We start from the raw sequence: 24,292 nt of genomic DNA on the forward strand, positions 1-24,292 counted from the left end.
GATCGTGAAGACCGAGCGCCGCTAGGGTAGAGGGGTAGCGGGTGGCCGCTACTACTTCTGGCGTCGCGAGGCCAAGGCTGCCAGCAACCGCTCCTCGGCACCGGGGCCAGCCTTGATGCCGGACGGGAGCTTGAGCACGAACAGCATGCCCAGGATCCACCAGCCGGCCAAAATCAGCCACGACTCCGGTGCCATGAAGGCCGGCAGACCTGGCAGGTAGAGGACCAGCATGCCCGCGGTCGACACCACAGCCAGCACACCCACGATGCGTCCGGTCCACTCGTTGCCTGGGCGGCCGACGCGCATCGGACGATCCAGGCCTGGTTCACGGCGGCGCAGCACCAGGAACACGATGGCCACCATCATGTAGGTCAGCACGATGCTCGGGCCGCCGGCCTCCACCGCCCAGTCCAGCATGGCCAGTCCGAAGAACGGGGCCACGGTGGTCAGCGCGCCCACGAAGAGCAGCGCGTTGACCGGGGTCGCGTTCTTCGGGTGCATCACGCCGAACCAGGCGGGGATCATGCCGGATTTCGCCATCGCCCACAGCAGGCGAGAGGCGCCGATCATGAACGCGTTCCACGTGGTCACCACACCGGCCAGACCGCCGGCGATGACGAGCTTGCCCCAGAAGGCGTGGCCGAGCATGTAGGCCAGGGCGTCGCCGGTGGCGAGGTCGAAGTTGATGATCTCGCTGGTCGGTGCCGCCAGGGAGGTGGTGGTCACGATCAACATGTAGAAGATCGTCGCCATCACCACGGAGAGCACAATCAGCTTGCCCAGTGCTCGCGGGGAGACGTTGGCTTCCTCCGCCGACTGGGGGATGACGTCGAAGCCGATGAACAGGAAGGGCACCACCACGAGCACCGCAACGATGCCCACCGAGCCGCCGGTGAAGAAGGGCTCCACGTTCTCGACCTTGCCTCCGAACACGGTGGCCACGGCCATCACCAGGGCGACGATGATCAGGAACATCACCACCGAGTTCTGGAACAGCGACGAGTTCTTTATGCCCCGGATATTCAGCCAGGTCAAGAGGACGGAGGTCACCGCGCCGATGAGCGCCCACGTGAGGAACACCGGTTCACCGGCCACCTCGTACATGGGGATCTGCTGCAGCTGCGGGAACAGGTAGGTCGCCGCGCGCGGCACCGCCACCGACTGGAACATCGAGACGGTGATGTACCCGCCGATGATGCCCCAAGAGCCAATCAGAGCCATGCGCGGCCCCATGCCACGCATCAGATAGTTGTGCTCGCCGCCGGCGAAGGGCAGGGCGGAGGCCAGCTCGCCATAGACCAACCCGACCAATGCCATGATCGCCCCGCCGATCAGGAACGCGATGATCGCGCCGCCGGCGCCGGCGTCTTCGATCCAGCCGCCGGTGAGCACGATCCAGCCGAAGCCGATCATGGAACCGAAGCCGAGGAAGAAGATTCCGGCCTTGCTGACGCTGCGCTTGAATTCACCGGCGTGGTGAGTCTGCTGCTCCATCGTCGTTGTCATGTACAGGTCCTCTCGGAGGGGCCCAGGGGTGGGCCGATCAAGATGTCAAATGGTAGTCGCTGCAAGGGCGTCGGTGATGACGGTGAGCCCTTCGCGCAGCAGCTCGTTGGAAATGGTGAGGGGAGGCAGCAAACGGATCACGTTGCCATCGGTACCGCAGGTCAGGGTGATGACGCCTTGGTCGCGAGCGGCCTGAGCCACCGCGCCGGTCAGCGCGGCGTCCGGAGCGCCGGTCGTGGGGTTGATGAGTTCAAAGGCGACCATCGCGCCGCGGCCGCGGACCTCGGCGATGCGCGCGTCATTGCGCTGCACGGAGGTCAGGTGCTCCACGATCACGTGCTCAATCTCGCGGGCGCGGCCGAGCAGGCCGTCCTCCATGATGGTCTCGATGGCGCCCAGGGCGGCAGCACAGGCCACCGGGTTGCCGCCGTAGGTCCCGCCCAGACCGCCGGGCAGGGCCGCGTCCATGATCTCGGCGCGGCCGGTCACGGCGGAGAGCGGCATGCCGCCGGCGATGCCCTTGGCGGTGGTGATCAGATCGGGCTGGATGTCCTCGAACTCGGAGGCGAACCACTGCCCGGTGCGGGCGAAACCGGTCTGGATCTCGTCGGCGATGAACAGTACGTCATTCTCGCGGCACCAACGGGTGATCTCCGCGAGGAAGCCGGGGGCGGGCACGATGAAACCGCCCTCGCCCTGGATGGGCTCCATGATCACGGCGGCCAGGTTGTTAGCGCCGATCTGTCGGTCCAGCTGGTGAATGGCGCGGGCTGCTGCCTCGGCGCCGCTGAGGCCATCGCGCAGCGGGTAGGAACCGGCCACCCGGTAAATCTCGGGGGAGAACGGGCCAAACCCGTTCTTGTAGGGCTTGTTCTTCGCGGTCAGTGCCATGGTCAGGCTGGTGCGACCGTGGTAGGCGTGATCAAAGGCTGCGATAGCCTGCTTGCCGGTGTAGGCGCGTGCCACCTTCACGGCGTTCTCCACGGCTTCGGCGCCGGAGTTGAACAGGGCGGTACGCTGCGGTCCGGGGACCGGGGTCAGGTCGGCCAGTTTTTCGGCCACGGCCACGTAGCCTTCGTAGGGGGTGACCATGAAGCAGGTGTGGGTGAACTGCTCGACCTGTTGCTGCACGCCGGCGACGACGCGCGGAGCGGAAGCGCCTACCGAGGTCACCGCGATGCCGGACCCCAAGTCAATCAGGCGATTTCCGTCGACATCCTCAACGATCCCGCCCTCGGCGCGCACTGCGAAGGTCGGCATGGTGGAGGCCACCCCGGCGGGGACCACCTGGCGCTGGCGCTCCAGCAGTTCCTGGGCGCGCGGGCCCGGCAGCGTGGTCAACAGGGAGCGGCTCTGGGGGAGAGCGGACGAGGGGGCGGCAACGGGCACGGTGGTACTCCTGGGTTCGAAAAGTGATCTCTCTTACCCCTGATCCTGACTAATGCCCTTGGGTACTGTCCAATGCCGATATGTGTGGCAGCGTATGCTCTACGGTTATGGATTCACGTTTGCTTCGCTCGTTCGTGGCGGTGGTCGATGAGGGCACCGTCTCCTCAGCCGCCACCGAGCTGGGAATCACCCAGCCGGCCCTGTCTCGACAGATTCGTCAGTTGGAGCGCACGTCGGGGCTGGAACTGTTCCGCCGGTCCGGTTCGAGGCTGATTCTGACCTCGGAGGGCACGGAATTTCTCAAGGCCGCCCGTGCGGTGCTGCAGAAGCTGGAGCATGCCCGCAGGGTGGCCCAGCAGTTGGTGGAGGGGCGGCTCAGCACCATCTCCATCGCCGCCCCGGAAACCACCCTGATCGACGTCGTCGCCCCGTTCGTGGCCACCTTCGACGACGACGACCCGGTGCCCTCCATCAGCGAGGTGGTCAGCGCTCCGGACCTGGACCGGCTCCTGCCGATCGTGGACCTGATCGTCAGCGCCCGCCGCCCCCGCACCGGCGTGCGCTCGGTGCCGATCGCCGCCCTGCCGGTGTGGGCCTATGTCCCGCCAGGGCACCGCTGGTCCGGGCGCAGCACGGTGGGACTGAAGGATCTGGTGTCCGAAACCCTGCTGGTGCCCTCCACCTCGTTCCGGGCGCGGAATCTGCTTGACAGTGCCCTTGAAGTGGCCGGGCTGGTGCCGCGCCGGGTGGTGGAAACCCAGCACGGTCGGGTGGCCCAGGCGCTTGCCGCCGCTGGACGCGGGGTGGCGGTGCTCTCGGATGACCCCTGGTTCGATCTGGTGCCGCTGCAGGTGCGCGCCAACGATCAAGACCTGCGGGTGGAATTGTTTGCCACCTGGCGCCACGACCATCACGCGGATGCCACCTTGCGCCAGCTCGCTGCCCGGCTCAAGGAGTTCTGTCGCGCCCACTTCGGAGAGACGCTGACCACCCCGCGGAACTGACGCCTCAGCCCAGGTCCCGGGCGGCCTCGTCTTCGCGGCCGGGTAGCAGAGAGGGAATCCGACTCATCTCTCCACCTCCTGTGTGAGATCGCGCGGCACCCGGTCGAGCAGCTCGGCGAAGTCCAGGGTGTGCAGCCCGGGCTCGGGCTCCGGCACCAGGTGCGCCTCGGCGAGTTCATCGGCCAGCAGCGCCTCGACCACCGACTCCACCGTGATCCCTTCAGCCGCATCGTCGGCCGCGCCAGCGGTGGCCGGATTCAACTCCAGTTCCAGAGCGTCGTACACGTCGGTGAGCACCGCGCGGATCGGGGCAGAATCTTCTATCACCAGCGACGACGAAAACAGCCAGGCCCCCTTCGTGACGCGTTGGGCGGTGCCGATGATTTTGATCTTGCCGTTGGACCTGGACCGTCGCGCATGCACCGAAAACTCGCCGGGGCAGTACTCACCCGGAATTTCGCCCACCCTCGCGTCGGCTCCCAGACGGCGTAACAGCGCAGCGAATCGGTCCGCATAGTGCTCGAAGCGCTCGCGGAACCCGGAGAACGAATCGTCTCCGTCAGCCACCGGGAAGCAATGATCCACCACCAAGCTGCCGCGGTGATAGGCCGCCGCCCGGCCGCCGGCCCGCCGCACCGCCGGCACAAACCCGTGCTCACGCGCCCGGTCCTGCGCCGCCGCAAAACCGGGCATCCGGGTGTCTTGCTGTCCGAAAGACACGGTGGGCTCCGGGCGGTACACCCGGATCAGCGGCGCTTCTAACACTCCCGACTGCACCGCGCGCAACAGCCGGTAGGAGTAGTCCAGATCGGCTTCCGCGCCCAGGGATTCGCCCTGATTCACCCAATTCCGCATACCTGCATCGTAGTTCTCCCACGAACCCTCGACTCTGTCCGCGCCCGGCTGAGACACTGAGGCCATGACACAGCAGCAACTTACCGGGTGGCGCGTGGTGCGCGGCCGCCTCGAAACCGCCATCAAAGCGCCGAGCTTCACCGAAGCAGTCGCTTTCGTGCAACGCGTGGCCGAGATCGCCGAAGAACAGAACCACCACCCCGACGTCGACCTGCGCTACAACCGGGTGCGAGTGCGGGTCTTCAGCCACGACGTCGGAGCCCTCACCGCCCGCGACACCCGATTTGCCGCCGCCGTGGACGCGGTGGTCGAAGAGGCCGGTCTGATCCGCGAACTTGAGCGCATCGGCGGCACCGTGATCACCATCGACGCCGTCGAGATTTCCGCGGTCAAGCCGTTCTGGAAAGCCATCACCGGCTACCGCGAGACCCAGGACGACTACCTTGACGATCCCTCCGGCATCCTGCCCTCACTGTGGTTCCAGCCCTCCGTGGAACGGCGCGAGCAGCGCTCCACCACCCACGTGGACGTCTACGTCGCGCACGACCAAGCCGAAGCGCGCGTTCAAGCAGCTCTCGACGCCGGCGGCCGGCTGGTCACCGACGCATACGCACCCGGCTTCTGGGTGCTGGCCGACGCCGAAGGCAACGAGGCGTGTGTCTGTACGACAGACCTCCCGGAGGCACCGGTGGGAGACTTCCTGCTGCGCTAGTCCTCAGCCCACCAGCTCTGGCAGCCGGTGTGCTGCCGACGAGTTCGACCGATCGAGGTGGGCGGCCACGAATTCGGCCAGCTCCACGAGGCGGTTCGAATAGCCCCACTCATTGTCGTACCAGGCCACGACCTTCACCTGGTCACCGAGAATCTTCGTCAGCCCAGAATCGAAGACGCACGACGCCGGGTCCGTGACAATATCCGAGGACACCAGTGGACTGTCCGAGTAGGTGAGGATGCCCGCCCAATTCGCCTCGGCGGCGGCCTCCCGGTAGGCCGCGTTGATGTCCTCGGCGGTCACTTCACGATCCAGCGTCACGGTCAAATCAACAGCCGATCCGGTGACCACGGGGACGCGCATCGCGAAGCCATCCAGCTTGCCGTCCAACTCGGGTAGCACCCGGCCGATGGCTTTGGCGGCACCGGTGGAGGTGGGAACCACGTTCATCGCGGCGGCGCGGGCCCGGCGGAAGTCCCGGTGCGGACCGTCCTGCAGATTCTGATCCGCCGTGTAGGCGTGAACGGTGGTCATCAGCCCGCCCTGGATGCCGAACGCGTCGTTGAGCACCTTGGCCAGCGGGGCCAGGCAATTGGTCGTGCATGATGCGTTGGAGATGATGTGGTGCCGGGCATCGTCGTAGTCGCCCTCGTTGATACCCATGACCACCGTGAGGTCGTCTCCCGTGGCCGGTGCCGAGATCAGCACCTTGCGAGCGCCGGCGTCGAGGTGTTTCTGAGCGCCGGCAGCATTCGTGAACAGGCCCGTGGATTCCAGGACGATGTCGACGCCGAGGTCCCGCCACGGTAGGTTCTCCGGATCGCGTTCAGCGAAGACGGCGATGCTCCGATCGTCCACCATCAGATGGCCGTCCTGGTACCGAACATCTTCGGCTAGCCGACCGGTCGTGGAATCGTGCTTCAGCAAATGCGCCAGCATCTCGGGGCTGGAGAGATCATTGATCGCCACCACCTCCAGGTCTGCGTCCTTCTGTAGGAGAACGCGGAGAAAGTTGCGGCCGATGCGGCCAAATCCGTTGATGGCAATGCGCGCGGTCATGGTGACTCCTATTGATTTAGGATCTAAATTTAAACGGTACTAGTATTATTGCCCTGCCATCGTTCACCGTCAAGAGGCACCCGATGAACTCTGAAACCACCGCACCTCACTCCCTGCGTCACGCGAACCTGACCACCGTGTTGGACGTGATGCGTGGCCGCGGGGTTTTGACAGGCACGGACCTCGTTCAGCGCACCGGTCTCACCCGCGCCACCGTCATCGCCGTCTGTGATGATTTGATTCGACGGGGATGGGTGCGCGAGCTCGAACCCGAACGAGATCCAGGCGTTCGGCGAGGTCGCCCGGCACGGAGATTCACCGTTGATCAACACGCGGGCTGTGTGGTTGGGCTGGACCTCGGTGTCGCCACGGTCACGGCAGAAGTCGCCGACCTCAACGGTGGGGAACTGACACGCGTGGCCCAGCGTGTTCCCGGCCGCGCCCTGGACGCGACACCTGCACAGCGCATCGAGACGATCAAGAGCACCGTCGATCAAGCCCTGCAGGAAGCGGGGGTGCAGAGTACCGCGGTGCTCGCGGTGGGGATCGGCGTGGCGACCGCGGTGGACCGGCAGGGAGATATCGCCGCCGGCTACGAGCAGGCGCCCCTGTTTGATCTCGGACTGCGGACCGAGCTCTGGGGTGACCGAGGGTGGCACGTACTGCTCGAAAATGACGCCAATCTTGCGGCGATGGCGGAACGCTGGCGGGGAGTTGCTCAGGGGATCGATGATCTGGCCGTGATGTTGGCCGGTGAGCGTCTGGGCGCCGGTGTGCTCACCTCGGGCCGGCTGCTGCACGGTCGACATGGCGGGGCCGGTGAAGTGGGGATGTTGCCCCTGGATTCGGGCGTGATCAGCGACGACGGCATCGCGCGCCTCGCCCGACAGTGGGGAAGTGCGGCCCTCGCCGAGGGGGAGCCGACGCTGATCCGCGATCTGGTGGGTCCAGACACTCACCGCGCTTCTGCTCGATTCGTCTTCGAGGCCGCCGCCCAGCACGACGAGGTGGCACTGCGGATTCTGGACCGGATTGCGCGCCGCATGGCCCGGGTGATGGCCGCGCTCGGTGCTGTCGTCGATCCCGAGCTGGTCGTGATTGCCGGCGCGGTGTCGACGTCGGCGGCCGCCCTGGTTCCGGTGATCAACGAAGAACTCGCGTCACTGTCCCCCAACCCGCCGCGGGTGGAGGTTTCGGGGTTGGGGGCTGGGGCGGTCGTCACCGGTGCGGTCCGGCTGGCCCTCGACTTCGTGGAAGAGAACATGTTGTCGCTGACGCCCGCTGCCGCGACGTCGGGGGCCTAGCTCACCGCGGCGTCGTCGAGGCGCGTCGGGGGAGCCGGTGGGGCCATATCTGCCGCGATAAACGTCAGCGCTCGACGGAACGCCCTGACCGCGGGTAGTTGGCTGCGCCCGGAACGCACCGCGGTGTAGAGGCGACGTTGCGGACGCCCGGGCAGCCCCATCATCCGGGTGCGATCCACGTAGTTGGAGGCGATCAACGCGGAAACAATGCTCACCGCGTGCCCCGACGTCGCGAGATGGGCTTGGAGAAAAGGGTCCGTCGTTTCGTATTGCACGATGGGCTCGAAGCCGGCGTCGCGGCAGATGTTTCGTACCCAGGCGCCCGTCACCATGTTCGCCGGATCCACCGCCCAGGAAGCCTCGGCCAGATCGGCGAGCTGTGCCGGGGTGCTCCACGGGCCCTCCGGGGGCACCAGCAGCACCAGGTCGTCAAAGTAGAGGTCGGCCTGGTCGATGTTCGAGTACACCGGTTCCGGAATGCCGGGGTATTCCTCGCCCACAATCAGGTCGAACTCCCCGTTGCGCAGCCCCTCGTACGCGGTGGTGACTTCCCGTTGGATGAGCTGGATCCGTAGTTCCGGGAACTGATGCGAGAGCATGGTGAGCGCCGGTGGAGCCAACACCGCCATTGCCGTCTGGAACGAGGCCACCCGCAGGGTGCCCGCCACCCGATCCCGGGAGGCTTCGAGTTCGGCTTCGGCTTGTTCCAGGGTGCTCAGCACCGTCTCCGTGTGGGTCACCAGGGCCAGTGCCCGGTCGGTGAGCCGCACCGTGCGCCCGACGCGTTCCAGGAGCTGTGCGCCGGTCTCTTTCTCCAACAGGGAGAGCTGCTGCGAGACCGCCGACGGCGTGTAGTTCAGCGCCTGGGCAACGGCGGCCAGGGTGCCGCGCTGATGCAGCTCGTAAAGAATCCGCAGTCGGTGCACGTTTAACATGAGCTCAGCTTAACTACATGGGTGAAAACATGTCACTAGACTTAACTTTCTCGGCTGGTGACGATGGAACCATGACATCGCAGCGCATCAGTTCCGGCGTGGCCCTCGTGGTGGGCTCCTGTATCTCCCTTCAGATGGGTGCGGCCGTCGCCGTGCAACTTTTCCCCAGCCTGGGCTCCTGGGGCGTGACTACCCTGCGGCTCGGTGTGGCCGGGCTGGTCGTGATCATCCTGTCCTTGGCCACCCGGGCCACGCCGTGGACCTGGAGCGGGCGCACCTGGCTGGCGGTGACAGTGCTCGGCGCGTCCCTGGCCGGAATGAACGGGTTCTTCTTTGCGGCGATCGAACGGATTCCGCTCTCGGTGGCGGTGGCCGTGGAGTTCACCGGACCTTTGGTCTTGGCCGCGGTGCTCTCGCGCCGGGCTCGCGACCTGGTGTGGGTGGGCTGTGCGGCACTCGGCATGGTGCTGCTCGGCGTGGAATCGTGGCTGGCGGCCGACTCGCTGGATGTGACCGGGGTGATCTTCGCGGCTGTGGCCGGAGTGTTCTGGGCGCTGTACATTCTGGCTAACGCGAAGGTGGGCTCCACGGTGCCCGGCGTCGGCGGGCTGGGGGTGGCCATGCTGATCGGCGGACTGATGCTGTTGCCGGTGGGTGCACCTGGGGCCATGCAGTTGGGCGCGCACCCGCAGCTGGTGTGGTTCGTGCTCACCGTCGTGCTGTTCTCCTCGGTGGTGCCCTACTCCCTGGAGCTCTCGGCGCTGCGACGGCTGCCCGCACCGGTGTTCTCCGTGTTGCTCTCGCTGGAACCGGCGGTGGCCGCGGTGGCCGGCTGGATTCTGCTGGACCAAACCTTCGGCTGGCTGCGCGTGGTGGTGTTACTGCTCGTGATCGCCGCCAGTGTGGGGACCACCCGTACAGCGGCCACCGTGAAGAACGAGATCATCACCGACCCCGCGCCGCAGCCGGGGCAAAGCAGCTCCGTAGAGAGTGGTGCCGGCGGCGACGTCAGCCTCGCCAGCCGGTAATCAGCCGGGTCACCTCCTGAGGGTGGGTCACATGCACCCAGTGGCCGGCCTCGGACACGCTGCGCACGACGGCGCTGGGGTGGCGCACGGTCGCCGCAGCGGCATCCACGGGGCGGGTGGCCTGAAGATAGAGCACCGGAATGCCGGCGGCTGCCAGCTGGTCCCAGAGGGCCGCGGTGTCCTGGGCGAGCACATCCGGCCAAAAGTGGGTGCGCGCCTCGGTGTCGGCAGCGGCCCGCATTCGCTCCATGATCTGTTGGCGCACCCCATCGGGGGCTGCGCCAATGGAGGCGGACATCGAGTCCAGAAATTCCTGGCTGCTCGGGGTGCGCGGCCCGGAAGCGGTGTGGAAGCGCCGCTGTTTCGCCCGCACCAGATCCGGTTCCGCCGGCATGTTCGAGTCCAACAGCACCAGCTTCACCTCGGTTGCGGTGGAGTCGGTGCGGAGTGCGTCGCGACCGGCCAGAGTCAGCGCGGCGTGGGCCGCCACGATGCCCCCGGCGCTATGCCCGATCAGCAGTTCCGGCGCCGATTCGCCGTCGGCGTCGTCGATGTCTATCACCAGCAGCCGGGCAGCTTCCGCCACGCTCTCGACCTCCGGCAGCGCCCAGCGGTGCGCAGCCTCTGGCCATGCTGCGGCCAGTGCGTCGAACTCCGCGATGGTGCCCGCGGTGCCGGAAATCATCCAGGTGCGCGCCGAGATGACGCTTTGTTCAGCCATGGGTTCAGCCCATCACATCCAAGGTCACGATTGCATCACGTTTCGGTTTCATTTTGGAGGAAGTCCAGGTCAGGAATCGCCCTCCATCGGCATGTGGGCGCGGCTACTCCCCAGTTACCTGAAGGTGCAATCGTTTGCACGGCGCTTTTCAAGACTCGAGGAACCTCTTACGCTGGAGTTCATGACCCGGGATGAAGTGCGCGTTCGTCGCGCCGCGAGCCTTGCTGTGGCCGGCGCTGCTAGCGTCGGCCTCCTTGGTGTACTCGCTGTCCCCGCAGCAGCTGCTACGGGCCCCGTGCATGTGCTTGACGGGGGCCCCGTGCACGTGCTTGACGGCGAGAGCCGCGCGGCCGCCATCAACGATGTGTGCGCCCCGGAAGCCAGCACCGGCGCAGGTAGTGTGAGCGCCCCGGCCCCCGGATCCCTGCGGGTGGCCACCTTCCATTCCGGTCTCAGCCGGGATGCCGCCGGGGATCTGATTCGCGATCTCTCCGCCCCCGGTGACGCTCAGGGCGCCGCCATTGCCGAGACCGTGCAACGCGCCGCCCCCGAGGTCCTCGTGCTCTCCGGGTTCGACGTCGACGACCATGACGAAGCGGCCACGCTCTTCGCCACCAACTATCTGGCGGTCGGCCAGCAGGGCCAGCAGGGTATCGACTACCCCTACATCTATTCCGGCCCCGTGAACGCTGGCATTGAATCTGGCGCCGATCTGGACGACGACGGCGTCATCGGAGGCCCCGGTGACGCTCTGGGTTACGGCGATTTCCCGGGCCAATCCGGCATGGTGATCTTCTCCACCGAGCCGATCGACACCGACAACATCCGCACGTTCCAGGATCTGCGCTGGGAGCAGGTCACCGAATCTCACCTGCCCGCCGACAAGTTCACCAGCCTCGAACAGTCCATCCTGCCGCTGTCGTCGGTGGGTCACTGGGATGTGCCGATCACCGTGGGCAACCGCACCGTGCACGTGCTCGCCTCGGCGCCGGCCGACGCCTCGCGCGGGACGGTCGATCAGGCCCGCAACGCGGATGAAATTGGCTTCTGGTCCGACTACGTCACCGAGGGCCAGGACGACTACATCGTCGACGACGCCGGTGCCACCGGTGGCCTGTCCACCGATGACCACTTCGTGGTGGCCGGTACCCTCGGCGCCGACCCGGATGGCTGCACCGCGGCCGACCCGGCCGGGATCAACGAGCTGCTCGACACCGAGCGGATCACCGACCTGGCCCCCGAGGTCGAACCCGGTACCGGCTCCACCCGCACCACCGAATCCGACGACCGCATGGCCCGCGCCGATTACGTCCTGCCCTCAGACACCCTGGACGTCCGCGGCTCCGGCGTCTTCTGGCCCGGCGTCGGCGAAGACGGCTCCCACCTCACCGGCTCACCCCAGGTTTCCGACGGGTTGATCGCGAAAATGACCCAGCGCTCCGCCCCCACCGATCACCGCCTGGTGTGGGCCGATATTGTCCCGGCCCCGTAACGCACCTATGACGCAGCTGTTGTTCTCCGCTGACCCCGATCAGCGTGATGACACCCACCTCGTTCTTGTCCTGCACGGCTACGGCTCGAACGAACGCCGCATCGCCGACCAGTGCTTCTCCATGTTGCCTGAGGGCACCACCGGACTCGCCATCCGTGGCGGCTTCCCGATCGGTGACGACGAATGGGGCTGGTTCCTGCTCGACTACTTCCTCGCCGACGACTTCGCCGAAGTGATCGCCGCCGCCCACCGCGTCTTCGATGTGTTGGACTCCGAGGAGGTCACCGCCCACCGCTACCGCAGCGTCTCCTTGCTGGGCCACTCCCAGGGTATGGCCATGGCCACCACCCTGGCCAGGCTGCGCCCCGAAGCGTTCCGTTGCGTGGTTGGCCTCTCCGGATTCGTGCTCTCGAACCCCCTGCTGGCCAGCCTCGACGGCACCGAAGATATCCGCCACCCCTACTTCTGGGGTCGCGACGTCGACGACCTGGTGATCAACCCCGACGCCATCACCTTCACCACCGGCTGGCTGGACCAATGGACCCAGCTCACCGCCCGCACCTACCCGGGAATGGGTCACACCATCGGTGAAGAGATGGGGCTGGACGTGAGTATTTTCCTGCGCCACCATCTGCTTACACTGGAATCATGAAGTCACTAGACGCCCGACGCCTGGCCGGATCGACCGCAATGAAAGCGGGACTGGACCAAGCGGTGAAACGCGCGGTCGACGACGACGGTAACCCCACCCCGACCTTCCAGAAGGCGGTCCTCTCGGCGCTGTCCGTCCAACGCGGCACCGTGTTAGCCAACCTGCAGCGCATGCGCCGTCGCCACCCCGAGGACAGCCCCGCGGAGATCGCCGACCGGCTCACCAAGCAGTACCTGAACCTGGTGTCCGGGGTGGGCGCGGCCGCCGGTGGCACCGCCGTCGTGCCCGGTGTGGGCACTGTGGCCGCCGTCGGGCTCTCCCTGGGCGCGGCCGTCGGATTCCTGGAAGTCACCGCCCTCTACGCCCAGTCCATCGCCGAACTGCACGGGATTCCCACCCGCAACGACGAGCGTGGCCAGGCACTGGTGATGATGGTGATGCTCGGCAAGGACGGGCGCAAGATTCTCAAAGAGGCCACCTCCGGCTCCGGCACACTCGGTGGTTCCTCCTGGCTAGTCACCGGCATGTCGGGGATGTCCGAGCGACTCTTCAATCGGATCTCCCAGATGTTCATGAAGCGCCTGGTGGTAAAGCAAGGCGCCCACCTGATGGGGCGGCTCGTGCCCTTCGGTATTGGTGCGGCCATCGGCGGCTTCGGCAACCGGGCCCTGGGGCGCTCTGTGGTGACCTCTGCGCAGAACCTCTTCGGAGCGCTGCCCCAAGAGTTCCCGGATTGGCCCGAGGCACAGAAAAAGCTCAGCCGCGCCGAAAAGCGCGCCCTGGACGCCGCGGCGGAAGAACAGCCCGCCGCCCCGGAGTCCACAGAAGCTACGCAGGAGTAGGTCAACTGCCGTTCATGTCGACGTCGTCGTGAGGCCATCGGGCCTGGCTAGGGTGTCGACTTGTGAGAGTTTTCGCCCATCGAGGGGCCAGCGCCGCCTACGCCGAGCACACCCGTGCGGCGTTCTCGCACGCGCTCTCCGTGGGAGTCGACGGCGTCGAAACGGACGTGCACCTCTCCGCCGACGGTCACCTGGTGTGCTGGCACGACGCCACCCTGGATCGCACCTCCTCCGGCCGCGGTCCCGTGCGGGCCCACCGCCTTTCCGAACTACGCGCCCTTGACGTGCACACCTGGAAGAATCCGAGTCTGCCCGCCGGCTACGGCCGGCCCCAAGAACAGCTCGTCACCCTGGATGAACTTACTGCCATGATGATCGACTCTGGCCGCGCCGTCGAGCTCGCCGTCGAAATGAAGCACGCCACCTCGATGAGCGGCGCCCTGGAAGACGCCGTGCTGGAATGGCTGCGCCGCTGGGGGTGGGACGCTCGCACCTGCCTGCTGGCACCGGAGGGGAAGCGCTCCCGGGTGAGTGTGTCCGTGATGAGCTTCTCCCGCGACTCGCTGCGCCGGGTGGCTTCGCTGGTGCCCGCCTCGATGCTGTGCCCGCTGTTCGAGGCGGACGACCGCGACGCCGTCCAGATCGGCGCCTCCACCCGCGGGGGAGCGGCGGGGCTGCTCGGCCCCTCCGTGCAGTGGCTGTTCCACCACGGTTCCGTGCTGCGCTCCTGGACCCAGGCCGGGCGCATCGTGCGGATGTGGACGGTGCTCACCGACGACGAGCTGAACCAAGCCCGCACCCTGGGTGTCCAGCAGGTCACCGTCAACGATCCAGAGTGGGCGCTGCAGCGGCTGAGCTGATCACCTCCCGCGAGGCCGGCTACATCGGATAGTGGGCCGCGGTGGCCCCACCTCGTCCGTGATTTCCGCCAGGGTGCATGCCGTGCTCCTGTGCTCTCGTCGTTCGCCGCACGGCAGGTGAATTCGATGCCCAAAGTCTAGAAAGTCGGAACTCCGTTCCAATAATCTGTAGACTAGCTGGTGCGCGCGCCATTGAGAGGTGCATCACCATGGAGATCAGGAGAAACGATGACCGCTGAACCGACACGACCGCTGCGACTGGCTCTATTCGGGGCCGGAATGATCGGGCGCGAGCATCTGAAATACGCACGCGCCGAGAGTCGCGTCGAAATGGTGGCACTAGCCGACCCCACGGACGCCGCCGAGCAGCTGGCGCGCGAGAACGGCCTGGCCTGGTACGCCGACTACCACGATCTGCTAGAGCGGGAAGAGATCGATGCGGTGATCATCGCTCTGCCCAACGTGCTGCACGCGCCGGCCGCGATCGCCGTGATGGAGCACGGTCACGCCGTGCTGCTGGAAAAGCCGATTGCCGATACCGTCGAGGCTGCGCGCGAGATTGTGGCGGCTCAGCAGCGCACCGGGGTGCCGCTGCTGGTGGGTCATCAGCGTCGTCACGCTCCCGACATCGTGGCGGCAAAGAAACTGATCGACGACGGGGGACTGGGTGACATTGTTTCGGTCGGGTTGCTCTCTACCTGGCGGAAGAACGACGCCTACTACGAGGCCACCTGGCGGGTTCAGCCCGGCGCTGGGCCGATCCTCATCAACCTCATCCATGACCTGGACGCGCTGCGTTACCTGGTGGGCGACGTGACCGAGGTAGTGGCGCTGGGCAGCAGTGCGCAGCGAGGTCACCCGGTGGCCGATACGGCCGGTGCGGTGCTGCGATTCGAACAGGGGGCGCTGGGTTCGGTGTCCCTCTCGGATGCCGCCGTATCGCCCTGGAACTGGGACCTGACCTCCGGTTATGGTGCTTATTTCCCGACACCCCCGGACGAGGACGCCTACTTCCTGTCCGGCACCAAGGCAGCCCTGGCGCTACCCTCGCTGACTCTATACCGCTATGACCAGGTGGACGAGAACGGCAACCCTGCCGAAGGCCACTGGCAGGTGCCGCTGACCCGTGAGGTGGTGGAGCGCGACGATCATAACGCCTACGTGCGCCAGCTGGACCACTTCATCGCGGTCGCCCGCGGGGAAGTCCAGCCTGTCGTCTCCGCAGATGATGCCTACCGTTCGCTGGTCACCACCGTTGCGGTGGATACCGCCCAGTCCGAAAAGCGTGTGATTGAGGTGCGCCCGTGACCGCGGTGCCGTCGCAGGGTCTGGATGTGTCTTCTTATTGGCCGGGTCGTTATCGCGGCCGGGTGGTGCTCGTGACCGGAGCCGCAGGAGGACTCGGCGGCGCTGCTGTGGAACGATTGCGTGCGGAAAACGCCGTCGTCGTTGCCACTGATCGGGTGGGTGCGGACCAGGAACTCGACGTCACCTCCGAGGAGCAGTGGGAGCGGGTCTGTGCGCAGGTGTTGGCCGAGCACGGCCGGATCGACGGGCTGTTGCTGGCTCATGGTGCGCAGGGCCCCGAAGTTCCGGTGGAAGAGGTCGACCCGGCGGACTGGCGGCGTACTCTCAGTATCAACCTGGATTCGTGCTTCCTCGGATTGCGCGCTGTTCTGCCGAGTATGAAGCGCGCTGGCTACGGGCGAGTTGTGGCGCTCTCGTCGATTTCGGGGCGCGAGGGGAATGCCTCCATGACCGCGTATTCCACTTCGAAGGCCGGCGTGATCGCCCTGGTGAAAGCCGCCGCGAAGGAATCGGCGTCACAGGGGGTGTGCATTAACGCGGTGGCTCCTTCAATGTTCCAGACGCCACTGTTGCAGCATCTCTCTGCCGAACGGAACGCCGAGCTTCTCTCGCGGGTGCCGGCTGGGCGGATCGGTCAACCCGCCGAGTTTGCCGCACTCGCTGCGTGGTTGCTCTCCGAGGAATGCAGTTACACCACCGGTCAGGTGCTGGATCTATCCGGCGGCCGGTACTCAGGCTCGTAAATTTTCGCGAGCCGGAGTCGCCGCCCGCTCCATCACAAGGTGGTGTTGAGGGCGGCCGAAATTTCCTGGGCGGCGCGCTGCACATCGGCCACGTGGGTGAGGGCGGTCTCACGGTCGAAGCGTAGGGATGGCCCCACTAGGTTGACGACGCCGAGGGCGCTGCCGCGGGAATCCACGATGGGCACCGCCAAGGCCGAGATGCCGTTCTCATAGGTGTCTGCGGTGTAGGCAAAGTTGTTTTCGCGGGCCTGCGCCAATAATGCCATGAACTCGGCCTCCGTGGTGGGCGCTTGGGGGCCGCGCTGTTCGGAGTCACCCAATCCTTGCTCGCGTAGACGGGCTAGGGCGGACTCGTCGTCGAGGGCGGAGAGGAGGGCCAGGCCACTGGCCGTGCAGTAGAGCGGTACGGTCAGGCCGGAGTCGGGATCGTAGCGGAGGGCGTGCTTGGAGCCCTGGGCCTTAGCAATCCAGATCAGTTCGTCTTCGTCGAGGATGCTCATGCGCGCCAACTCACCGGCCCGCTCGGCCAAGCGGGTCAGGAATGGTTGCGCCAGATCGACCAGAGGCACTCGAGAGAGGTGGCGCTGGGTGATGGAGACCAGTTTCATGGACAGACGGTAGCGCTCCGTCACGCTGTCCTGGTGAACATAGCCCAGGCCGATGAGGTCCGCGAGGATGCGGTGGGCCGCGGATTTCGGTAGCTCCAGTTCCGTGGCCAGCACCATGAGTGGAACTCCATCGGCTTCGCCAGCCAGGCGCTCGATCACAGCCATCGATCGGGAGAGGGCAAGGTTCACGGTGTGCTCCTAGGGTTGGCGGCTACCGGGAAAACACCCTCCTGGAACCTAGTTCCAGGAGGGTGTTCCTATAATACCGGAGTTCAGCGGACAAAGCCTCAGAGCCCAGTCTGGTTGACCCCATAGACCGCCTGCTCCTGGGTGTACCCCTCGAAAACGAGCTGGTCGATCAGTCCCTGACGAGAAAAGCCCATGACATCCAGGTAGTTTTCGGCAGATTTCGCAGCCTGCTCGTTCCAATCCACGGTGACCTGATCGACGGCCCAGGTGGCATCCGCGGTGGAGTAGCTTTCGAACTCCAGCTGTTCGATCAGTCCGCTGCGGGAGAAGGGCAAGACGTTCAGGTAGTTCTCGGCGGAGCGCAGTGCGTTCTGCTGGCTCACGGTGCCGGCGTCGGCTTCAGCCTCCGCTGCCGCTTCCACCTCTGCTTCGGCTTGACGGGAGACTTCTGCCTCGGCCTCCGCAGACGCTGATGCTTCGGCTTCGGCCTCTGCTTCGGCTTGGCGCGATGCTTCCGCTTCTGCGGACGCCTCGGCTTCCGCGGAGGCTGAAGCTTCGGCCTCTTCGGCGGCGAGGGTCTCATCGACCAACTCCGCTTCTTCCATAGTGGGGGAAGGGGAGGCAGACGGGGCGGCGACCGGATCTGACGTGTCGCCTCCGCCGCCGGCCACTCCGCCGATGATCAGCAGCGCGAGCACGCCGCCGGGAATGAGGAACCGCTTTTTGGTGAACCAGCGGCGAGCGGGGCGGGGCTCGGCGTCGTGGTAGGGAAGGGGAGAAGTTGAGGGAAGATCGGGGCCTGACATGATGCCATCCTTCGTGCGAGTCTCGGGAAGCGAGAGGTAGAGAGTGAGTGATCGCTTCGGCGATCACTCACAACCTAGCCGCGAGGATGGACACGATAAGCGGGGCTACCCCAGGAGTAGGTGGGCCAGCGTGTAGATGGTCACCCCGGCCAGGGCGCCGACGATGGAGCCATTGATGCGGATGAACTGCAGGTCGCGCCCGGCGAAGAGCTCGATGGTGCGAGCGGCCTGTTTGCCGTCCCAGCGGTGGATGGTCTCGCCGATGATGTCGACCAGCACGGGGCCGTAGTTGTTGGCCGCCCAGTGTGCTGCCTGTTGCACCATGGTGTCGACGCGCTCGGCCAGTTGGGCGTCGGTCTGCAGGCGCACGCCCAGATCGCGGATCGCGCTGACCAGGGCGTGGTGCAGGTCCGAGGTCGGGCTGGCCAACTGCTCCAACAGTCCAGCCTTCGCCGTCGCCCAGGCCTGCGAGGCCAGCTCGGCCAGGCGCGGATCGTTAAAGAGAGAGACCTTCAGCTTCTCCACCTTGGCGCGCAGGTCGGTGTCGTCGGTCAGATCCGCGGCGAAACCGTGCAACCAGGTGTCTACGGAGCGGCGTAGCTCATGGTGCTCATCACGCTTCACCGCGCGCAGGTAATTCAGTGCCTCGGTGTGGATACGCTCGCCGAGTTTGCGGTCCACGACGTCGGGAATCCACTGCGGGGACCGGGAACGCACCGCGGAAATGAACAGATCCTGATTGGCCCGCACCCAGTCGGTGGCGCGGTCCAGGGCCAGCTCGAAAGCGGGGCGGTGGTGGCCGGCGTCGATCACATTCTGCAGCAACGCAGACAGGGTGGGCGACCATTCGGGGGCCACCACGTGATCGCGGACCAGGGTGGAGATCACATCCTGGACGACGTCGTCGTCGGTCGCACGCAGCACCCCGGAGGCGGCCTGTGCGGCCTCGGCACCCACCCGCGTCGAGTTCTCCTCGGTAGACAACCAGCCGCCCACCTTCTCGGCGAGGCGCAGGCTGGAGAGGCGCTCATCCATCACCTCGGATTCCAGGAAATTCTGCTGGAAGAACGAACCTAAAGACTCGCCGAGCTGGTCTTTCTTCCGCGGAATGATGGCGGTGTGCGGGATGGGCAGGCCCATCGGGTGGCGGAACAGAGCGGTGACGGCGAACCAGTCGGCCAGGGCGCCCACCATGCCGCCCTCCGCGCCCGCGCGCACGTACCCCAGCCACGGGTAACGGTCCTCGTAGATGAAGGCGATCACGAAAATCACGGCGAGGACGACGAGGACCGAGGTGGCGACGAGTTTCATCCGCTTCAGGGCGGCGGCGCGCTGCTCATCGGTGACGGCGGCGCCGGAGGCAAGGGCAGGCGCGGGAGAACCCGTGGCGGGTGACGCGGGGGTGAGGGTCATGCGTCCAGGATAGTGGCCGGGCGGGTGTGGGCGTAGGTACGGCCCCGGGTCCGGGCGGAGGCTCGGTTATGGAGACATTCCGCCCTATGTTGTGATGCAGGGCACTTTTACCTCACGTTTACCTCACTTTTACCGGCGCAGAGCGAGCTCCACGGTGGCGGCGGCAATGGCTTGCTCCTCATCGGTGGGCGCGACGACGACGGGGATCCGGGACTCCGGCGTGGAAATGGTACGCACCGCATCCGAGCGCTGCGTATTCGCCTCCGCACTGTACTCCACGCCCAGGGCGCCGAGACGATCCAGCACCCGGGCGCGGAACGGTGCGGCGTTCTCCCCAATGCCGGCGGTAAACACGATCGCCTGCGCGCCGTCGACCGCCACATGGTAACCACCGATGTACTTCGCCAGCCGATAAGACGCCACCTGCAACCCGGCCTCGGCCTCCCGGTCGCCGGACTCCGCTGCCTCCAGCACCTGCCGCATATCCGTGTGCCCGGTCATGCCCAGCAGCCCGGATTCCTGGTTCAGCACCCGATCGATCTCCTCCACCGTGTAGCCGTGCGCGCTGCACAGGTGCGCGACGATCGAGGGGTCCAGGTCACCCGATCGGGTGCCCATCACCAGCCCGGCCAGCGGCGTGTATCCCATGGAGGTGTCCACGGAGCGCCCGTCGCGGATCGCCGTCGCCGAGGCACCGTTGCCCAGGTGCAGGATGATCCCGCGGAACTCCTCGCGGGAAATGTTCAGGTGCTCGGCGGTCAGCCCGGTCACCAGGTCGTGGCTGGTGCCGTGGAACCCGTAGCGGCGGATCCCGTAGTCGGTGTACCACGTGGTGGGCACGGCGTACTGCCAGGCCTGCCTCGGCATGGTCTGGTGGAACGAGGTATCGAACACCACCACCTGCGGCAGGTCCGGCCACTGGGCGCTCAGGGCGCGCAGTCCCTGCGCCGCCGGAGGGTTGTGCAGCGGGGCCAACGGGGCCAGCCGGTCGATAGCGCGAATCACTTCGGGCGTCACCAGGGCCGGGGCCGAGAAGCGTTCGCCGCCGTGCACCACCCGGTGGCCCGCGGCGTCGATGCTGCGTCCGTCCAGCACGTCCTCCAGTTCGGCGGCGACGTGCTCGAGGGCCTGGGCGTGGTCGGTGATAGCGGATCCGGGCTGGCCGATGCGCTCGATGAGTCCCTTCGCCACCACCGGTTCTGCCGTATCGACGCCGTCGTCGGTGAGCTCACGCAGCTGGTATTTCAACGACGACGAACCGGAATTGATGACGAGAATCAGCATGGCGCTCCTTGAGGGGGGTCGGGCGGGACCGGCCGGGCCGGGTGGGTGTCTGGCACCAGTGTAGGGCGGGAAGCGCTGCGCTACACTGGGCCGCGGACACGGGGTGCGCGAAGGGCGCTGAGATCACACCCGTGGAACCTGATCTAGCTCGAACTAGCGAAGGGATGTCCGCATGACTTCCGTTTCTGACCCCGTTTCTGACCCGGGGCTATCGCACCCGGCCCTGCGCGCAGGGGTGGTGGGTAATGGGATCGACAATATCCACGTCTTTCTCCCCGTGACGGCGCTGGCCCCGGCCATGCTGGTGCTCGCCGGCCCCGGGGCCGCAGCCTCCACCGGCGCGCTGATCATGGTGGCCATGCTGCTGGGCCGGCCCCTCGGCGGGATCATTTTCGGTCGGATTTCCGACCGGCTCGGCCGCACCCGCACCACCCGGATCGCCATCGCCGGTACCGCAGCCTGCGCGCTCGCCATCGCGGTGATGCCCACCCACGAGCTACTCGGCCCGGGCACGGTGGCGCTGATTCTGGCACTGCGGTTTATCGGCGGCATTTTCGTGGCGGGTGAATATTCTGCCGCGATTCCGCTGGCCATGGAGTGGTCGTCGGGGCGGCGTCGCGGACTGATGAGCGGTCTGATTCTGTCGATGGCGCCCTGGGCGCAGGCCACGATTGCGTTTTCGGTGGCGGGGCTGCTCGCGGTGCTCGGCCCGGACCAGTACGCCGCGTGGGGGTGGCGGCTGCTGTTCGGCATCGGTGCCGGACTGTCCATCGGGATGCTGATCTACTACCGCCGTCATGTGGTGGATGCCCCGGTGTTCCACCGCCACGCTCATCAGGTGCGCGCTACGGAGACGGGGAACCAGGGCGCGGCGCCGAACGCCGGGAGAACCGGGATGCGGGCGCTGCTGATGGGCCGGTGGGCGGGTGCTTTTTGGCAGGTGTTCGCGATGATGACCGGGCTCTGGCTGCTCACCAACACCACGGTGCTGTTGCTCACGGAGCGATTGTCTACCGATTCGGGGCTGAACCCGACGGCGGTGCCCGTGGTGATGGGGCTGGCCTCGGTGGCGCAGGCGATCGTGATGGCGGTGGCCGGGCACCTCTCCACTGGGGTGGGTCGGCGCACCCTGTTCCTGTGCTGGGGCGCGGTGGCAGCCGTGGTCGGGCCGGGACTGTGGTGGCTCACCGTGCACGCTGCATCGTGGGAAATGGCGGCGGCCGGGGCGGCCGTGCTGCAGGTGGTCACCGTGTCGGCGTATGGGCCGGTGGCTGCGTATTTGTCCGAGCGGTTCCCCACTGCGGTGCGCTCCACCGGGTACGGTGCCGGCTACAGTCTCTCGCTGGTGCTGCCGGCGCTGTACCCGTTTTATCTGCCCTGGCTGGAGCCGCTGCTGGGCCGCCACGGATCGGTGATGGCGCTGTTGAGTCTGGGCGGGGTGTTGCTGATGATCGGTGCCGCACTCGGGCCGCGGCTGGGACCGGGCGAGCTGGACGACGATCTCGATGCCGTCGCCTATCGCAGTGCTGGACTGGCTGGACCGGCTGCTCAGCCTTCGCCGCGGATGGCGTCCAGGGGTGAGCCCAGCATCAGCAGCACCACGTAGACCACCACCACCGCGGCCAGGGCCACCACACCGCTGAGCACCGGGTGGGTGAGGACGACGCGCATCAGCCGGTCGTGCCAGCTGCGGTCACGCGGGTCATCGGTGGCGGTGCGCCGCCAGGCGCCGTCGAGCAGTCCGCGTCGGGTCAACCACCGTTCCACGGGCACCGTGGCGTAGGGGACGACGGCGCTGCCGATCGCCAGGGCCGCTGCTTTCGGGCTCCACCGCTGGTTTTTCGACACCAGCACGGCGGTGGTCGCGTAGGAGAGGAACACGAATCCGTGAATGCCGCCGCCGAGGGTGACCGCGAGGTCCCAGCCCAGGCTCGCGCGCAGAATCAGCCCCGCGATCAGCAAGGTCCAGGAGCCGGCCTCGGCGATGGCTAGGGTGCGGAACAGGGTGTGCGGCGTGCGAAACACGGGACTCCTCATCGGGTGCGGCGGCGGTGCGGTGCGGCGACGTCCCTGGCAGTCTACGGTCCGGGCGGGTGACCACCGGCATCGAGCCGACCGTGTTCGCGTAGGGCCAGAACTCATCCGATTCCGCCGCGGCTCCGAACCCCTGGTGACAGCACCGGTGGTGGCCTGCACTAGGCTGAGAGGATGAGCGAACCCGTGAACGAGCGACTCCGGGAGCTGTTGGCGCAGTGCGCCGAGGGCAACCAGGACGCTTTTCGGGCGCTCTACGATCATCTTGCCCCCGTGGTGTTCGGTGTGGCGCTGCGCGTGTTGCGCGATCGCAGCCTGGCCGAAGAGACCGCACAGGAGGTGTTGCTCACCGTGTGGCGCACCGCCGATCGGTTCGACCCAGCGCGCGGCTCCGTGCTGGGCTGGGCGTCGACGATGAGCCACCGGCGCGCCGTCGACGTCGTGAGATCCGTGCAGTCTCAACGGCGTCGGGATCATGCCGAGGGTGTCCGCAGTGCGGTACCCGTGGCTGCGGAGGTGGAGGAGATGGTGGTGATGGGCGACGACGCCGCCGCGGTGCGCCGCTGCCTCGAGGGGCTCAGCACACCCGAGCGCGAGGCCGTGCAGCTGGCCTACTATCAGGGGCGCAGCTACCGTGAGGTGGCCCAGGAGTCCGGTACTCCCGAGGGCACCGTGAAGTCCCGCATCCGCACCGCATTGAAACGATTGGCTGCCTGTTTGGGGGTGAGACGATGACCGACCGCGACGACGCACGCGACGAACAGCTCGACCGCGACGAACGCGACCGCGCCGCCGAGCTGCTGGGCGTCTGGGCGGTGGACGCCGTCGACCCCGAGGAGCGCGCCCTGGTGGAACGGGTGCTGGCCCGGGACCCGCAACTGCGGGCCGAGGCCGATGAGCTGCACCGGGTCACCGATCGGCTCGCCGTCTCCGCGGCCGTGGAGCCACCGGCATCCCTGCGCGAATCGGTGCTGGGGGCGATCAGCGCTGAGCCAGAACAGCCAGAACAGCCGTCGCGCCGCTGGGCCTGGGCGCTGGCCGCCGCCGCTGCGGTGTGCCTAGCGATCGGCGGCTGGTGGGGGATCACCGCGCTGAACCAGGATGCCATCACCGACCAGGACCAATACACCGCCGTCGAGCAGGTGCTGCAGGACCCGGCCGCCCAGCATTTGACCGCCGAGCTGCCCGAGCAGGGCACCCTCGAGATCGCCCTGGGTCCCGACGGCACCGGGGTGCTCACCGGGCGCAGCGTCCCCAGCCCCGGCGAGGAGCGCGCCTACCAATTGTGGACCATCGACGGCGACGACGCCCCGGCCTCGCACGGTCTGGTGGAGATTCACGACGGGCGCGTGCTCATGCCGCTGGACGGCGTGCCGGCCGGTGCGGTCGTGGCGCTGACGGTGGAGCCCGCAGGCGGTTCGGAGCAGCCCACCACCGATCCGATCCTCGCCGTCGAGACGCAGTCCAGCTAAGCCCCAGCAACACCCTGATCAGCCCAGCCCCGGCGAGCCCTGACCACCCCTGGCCGAAACCGCCCCGGCGAGTAGA

At 66.9% G+C, this 24,292-nt stretch carries 24 protein-coding genes and 1 riboswitch; of the genes, 13 read left to right on the forward strand and 11 right to left on the reverse strand.

What is annotated here, in order from left to right:
* Positions 1-51: 51 nt before the first annotated feature.
* Together P8192_RS01490 and gabT are read right to left on the reverse strand one after the other, a co-directional pair.
* Complete coding sequence (locus tag P8192_RS01490; protein ID WP_278157928.1) at positions 52-1,506, reverse strand: APC family permease; 1,455 nt, start codon at positions 1,504-1,506, stop codon at positions 52-54.
* A 45-nt stretch (positions 1,507-1,551) separates the two neighbouring features.
* Complete coding sequence (gabT, locus tag P8192_RS01495; protein ID WP_270106534.1) at positions 1,552-2,895, reverse strand: 4-aminobutyrate--2-oxoglutarate transaminase; 1,344 nt, start codon at positions 2,893-2,895, stop codon at positions 1,552-1,554.
* 119 nt (positions 2,896-3,014) lie between these two features.
* Here gabT and P8192_RS01500 point away from each other — a divergent pair, with 119 nt between their 5' ends.
* Positions 3,015-3,899, forward strand: a complete 885-nt coding sequence (locus P8192_RS01500) for a LysR family transcriptional regulator (protein ID WP_278157929.1) — start codon at positions 3,015-3,017, stop codon at positions 3,897-3,899.
* A 63-nt stretch (positions 3,900-3,962) separates the two neighbouring features.
* Here P8192_RS01500 and P8192_RS01505 read toward each other — a convergent pair whose 3' ends face one another.
* Positions 3,963-4,754: a lipoate--protein ligase family protein gene (locus P8192_RS01505; protein WP_278157930.1), complete on the reverse strand. Its 792-nt coding sequence runs from the start codon at positions 4,752-4,754 to the stop codon at positions 3,963-3,965.
* Between the two features lie 64 nt (positions 4,755-4,818).
* Between P8192_RS01505 and P8192_RS01510 the strand changes: the two genes are divergently transcribed.
* Positions 4,819-5,466: a 4a-hydroxytetrahydrobiopterin dehydratase gene (locus P8192_RS01510; RefSeq protein ID WP_278157932.1), complete on the forward strand. Its 648-nt coding sequence runs from the start codon at positions 4,819-4,821 to the stop codon at positions 5,464-5,466.
* A gap of 3 nt (positions 5,467-5,469) precedes the next feature.
* Here the strand turns inward: P8192_RS01510 and gap are convergent, their stop codons facing one another.
* On the reverse strand, positions 5,470-6,525 hold the full coding sequence (gene gap / locus P8192_RS01515; RefSeq protein WP_270106530.1) for a type I glyceraldehyde-3-phosphate dehydrogenase: 1,056 nt from the start codon (positions 6,523-6,525) through the stop codon (positions 5,470-5,472).
* Positions 6,526-6,608: 83 nt separating this feature from the next.
* Here gap and P8192_RS01520 point away from each other — a divergent pair, with 83 nt between their 5' ends.
* Positions 6,609-7,829: an ROK family protein gene (locus P8192_RS01520; protein WP_278157934.1), complete on the forward strand. Its 1,221-nt coding sequence runs from the start codon at positions 6,609-6,611 to the stop codon at positions 7,827-7,829.
* Here the strand turns inward: P8192_RS01520 and P8192_RS01525 are convergent.
* Positions 7,826-8,764, reverse strand: a complete 939-nt coding sequence (locus tag P8192_RS01525) for a LysR family transcriptional regulator (RefSeq protein ID WP_278157936.1) — start codon at positions 8,762-8,764, stop codon at positions 7,826-7,828. The two genes, P8192_RS01520 and P8192_RS01525, sit on opposite strands and share 4 nt — an antisense overlap.
* Positions 8,765-8,835: 71 nt before the next feature.
* Between P8192_RS01525 and P8192_RS01530 the strand changes: the two genes are divergently transcribed.
* Positions 8,836-9,792, forward strand: a complete 957-nt coding sequence (locus P8192_RS01530; RefSeq protein ID WP_278157937.1) for an EamA family transporter — start codon at positions 8,836-8,838, stop codon at positions 9,790-9,792.
* On the opposite strand, the gene P8192_RS01535 is transcribed toward P8192_RS01530, so the two are convergent.
* Entirely contained in the window at positions 9,773-10,513 is a 741-nt protein-coding gene (locus P8192_RS01535) for an alpha/beta fold hydrolase (protein ID WP_278157938.1), read from the reverse strand. The two genes, P8192_RS01530 and P8192_RS01535, sit on opposite strands and share 20 nt — an antisense overlap.
* Positions 10,514-10,694: 181 nt before the next feature.
* Between P8192_RS01535 and P8192_RS01540 the strand changes: the two genes are divergently transcribed.
* From P8192_RS01540 to P8192_RS01565, 6 genes are all read left to right on the forward strand, one after another.
* Entirely contained in the window at positions 10,695-12,005 is a 1,311-nt protein-coding gene (locus P8192_RS01540) for an endonuclease/exonuclease/phosphatase family protein (protein ID WP_278157940.1), read from the forward strand.
* Between the two features lie 7 nt (positions 12,006-12,012).
* Entirely contained in the window at positions 12,013-12,657 is a 645-nt protein-coding gene (locus tag P8192_RS01545; protein WP_278157942.1) for an alpha/beta hydrolase, read from the forward strand.
* Positions 12,654-13,499, forward strand: a complete 846-nt coding sequence (locus P8192_RS01550) for a hypothetical protein (RefSeq protein ID WP_278157943.1) — start codon at positions 12,654-12,656, stop codon at positions 13,497-13,499. The genes P8192_RS01545 and P8192_RS01550 overlap by 4 nt, the downstream gene beginning before the upstream one ends.
* Positions 13,500-13,561: 62 nt before the next feature.
* Positions 13,562-14,359 carry a glycerophosphodiester phosphodiesterase gene (locus P8192_RS01555; protein ID WP_278157944.1) on the forward strand — a complete coding sequence of 266 codons (798 nt, stop codon included), beginning with the start codon at positions 13,562-13,564 and terminating at the stop codon, positions 14,357-14,359.
* A 228-nt stretch (positions 14,360-14,587) separates the two neighbouring features.
* Positions 14,588-15,667 carry a Gfo/Idh/MocA family oxidoreductase gene (locus P8192_RS01560; RefSeq protein WP_278157946.1) on the forward strand — a complete coding sequence of 360 codons (1,080 nt, stop codon included), beginning with the start codon at positions 14,588-14,590 and terminating at the stop codon, positions 15,665-15,667.
* Positions 15,664-16,410: an SDR family NAD(P)-dependent oxidoreductase gene (locus P8192_RS01565; RefSeq protein WP_278157948.1), complete on the forward strand. Its 747-nt coding sequence runs from the start codon at positions 15,664-15,666 to the stop codon at positions 16,408-16,410. Before P8192_RS01560 ends, P8192_RS01565 begins: the two co-directional genes overlap by 4 nt.
* Before the next feature lie 32 nt (positions 16,411-16,442).
* On the opposite strand, the gene P8192_RS01570 is transcribed toward P8192_RS01565, so the two are convergent.
* The 4 genes from P8192_RS01570 to P8192_RS01585 form a co-directional block, all read right to left on the reverse strand.
* Positions 16,443-17,207 (reverse strand): IclR family transcriptional regulator, encoded by a 765-nt coding sequence (locus tag P8192_RS01570; protein ID WP_278157950.1) that lies wholly within the window; start codon positions 17,205-17,207, stop codon positions 16,443-16,445.
* A gap of 98 nt (positions 17,208-17,305) precedes the next feature.
* Positions 17,306-18,013, reverse strand: a complete 708-nt coding sequence (locus P8192_RS01575; protein WP_278157951.1) for an Ltp family lipoprotein — start codon at positions 18,011-18,013, stop codon at positions 17,306-17,308.
* Between the two features lie 105 nt (positions 18,014-18,118).
* Positions 18,119-19,426, reverse strand: a complete 1,308-nt coding sequence (locus tag P8192_RS01580) for a DUF445 domain-containing protein (RefSeq protein ID WP_278157952.1) — start codon at positions 19,424-19,426, stop codon at positions 18,119-18,121.
* Positions 19,427-19,555: 129 nt separating this feature from the next.
* Entirely contained in the window at positions 19,556-20,710 is a 1,155-nt protein-coding gene (locus tag P8192_RS01585) for an acetate/propionate family kinase (protein ID WP_278157953.1), read from the reverse strand.
* A gap of 89 nt (positions 20,711-20,799) precedes the next feature.
* Positions 20,800-20,892, forward strand: a riboswitch (TPP riboswitch).
* Here P8192_RS01585 and P8192_RS01590 point away from each other — a divergent pair.
* Positions 20,883-22,316 (forward strand): MFS transporter, encoded by a 1,434-nt coding sequence (locus P8192_RS01590; RefSeq protein WP_278157954.1) that lies wholly within the window; start codon positions 20,883-20,885, stop codon positions 22,314-22,316. (Overlaps the previous riboswitch by 10 nt.)
* On the opposite strand, the gene P8192_RS01595 is transcribed toward P8192_RS01590, so the two are convergent.
* Positions 22,259-22,735 (reverse strand): DUF3817 domain-containing protein, encoded by a 477-nt coding sequence (locus P8192_RS01595; RefSeq protein ID WP_278157955.1) that lies wholly within the window; start codon positions 22,733-22,735, stop codon positions 22,259-22,261. The genes P8192_RS01590 and P8192_RS01595 overlap by 58 nt on opposite strands.
* A 183-nt stretch (positions 22,736-22,918) precedes the next feature.
* Here P8192_RS01595 and P8192_RS01600 point away from each other — a divergent pair, with 183 nt between their 5' ends.
* Together P8192_RS01600 and P8192_RS01605 are read left to right on the forward strand one after the other, a co-directional pair.
* Positions 22,919-23,479, forward strand: coding sequence for a sigma-70 family RNA polymerase sigma factor (locus tag P8192_RS01600; RefSeq protein WP_278157956.1), 561 nt, complete (start codon positions 22,919-22,921; stop codon positions 23,477-23,479).
* A complete protein-coding gene (locus tag P8192_RS01605; RefSeq protein WP_278157959.1) occupies positions 23,476-24,216 on the forward strand; it encodes an anti-sigma factor domain-containing protein in 741 nt (246 codons plus the stop codon). Before P8192_RS01600 ends, P8192_RS01605 begins: the two co-directional genes overlap by 4 nt.
* The last annotated feature ends 76 nt before the right edge of the window (positions 24,217-24,292 follow it).

Origin of the sequence: Citricoccus muralis (assembly GCF_029637705.1) — a bacterium.
Taxonomy (GTDB): domain Bacteria; phylum Actinomycetota; class Actinomycetes; order Actinomycetales; family Micrococcaceae; genus CmP2.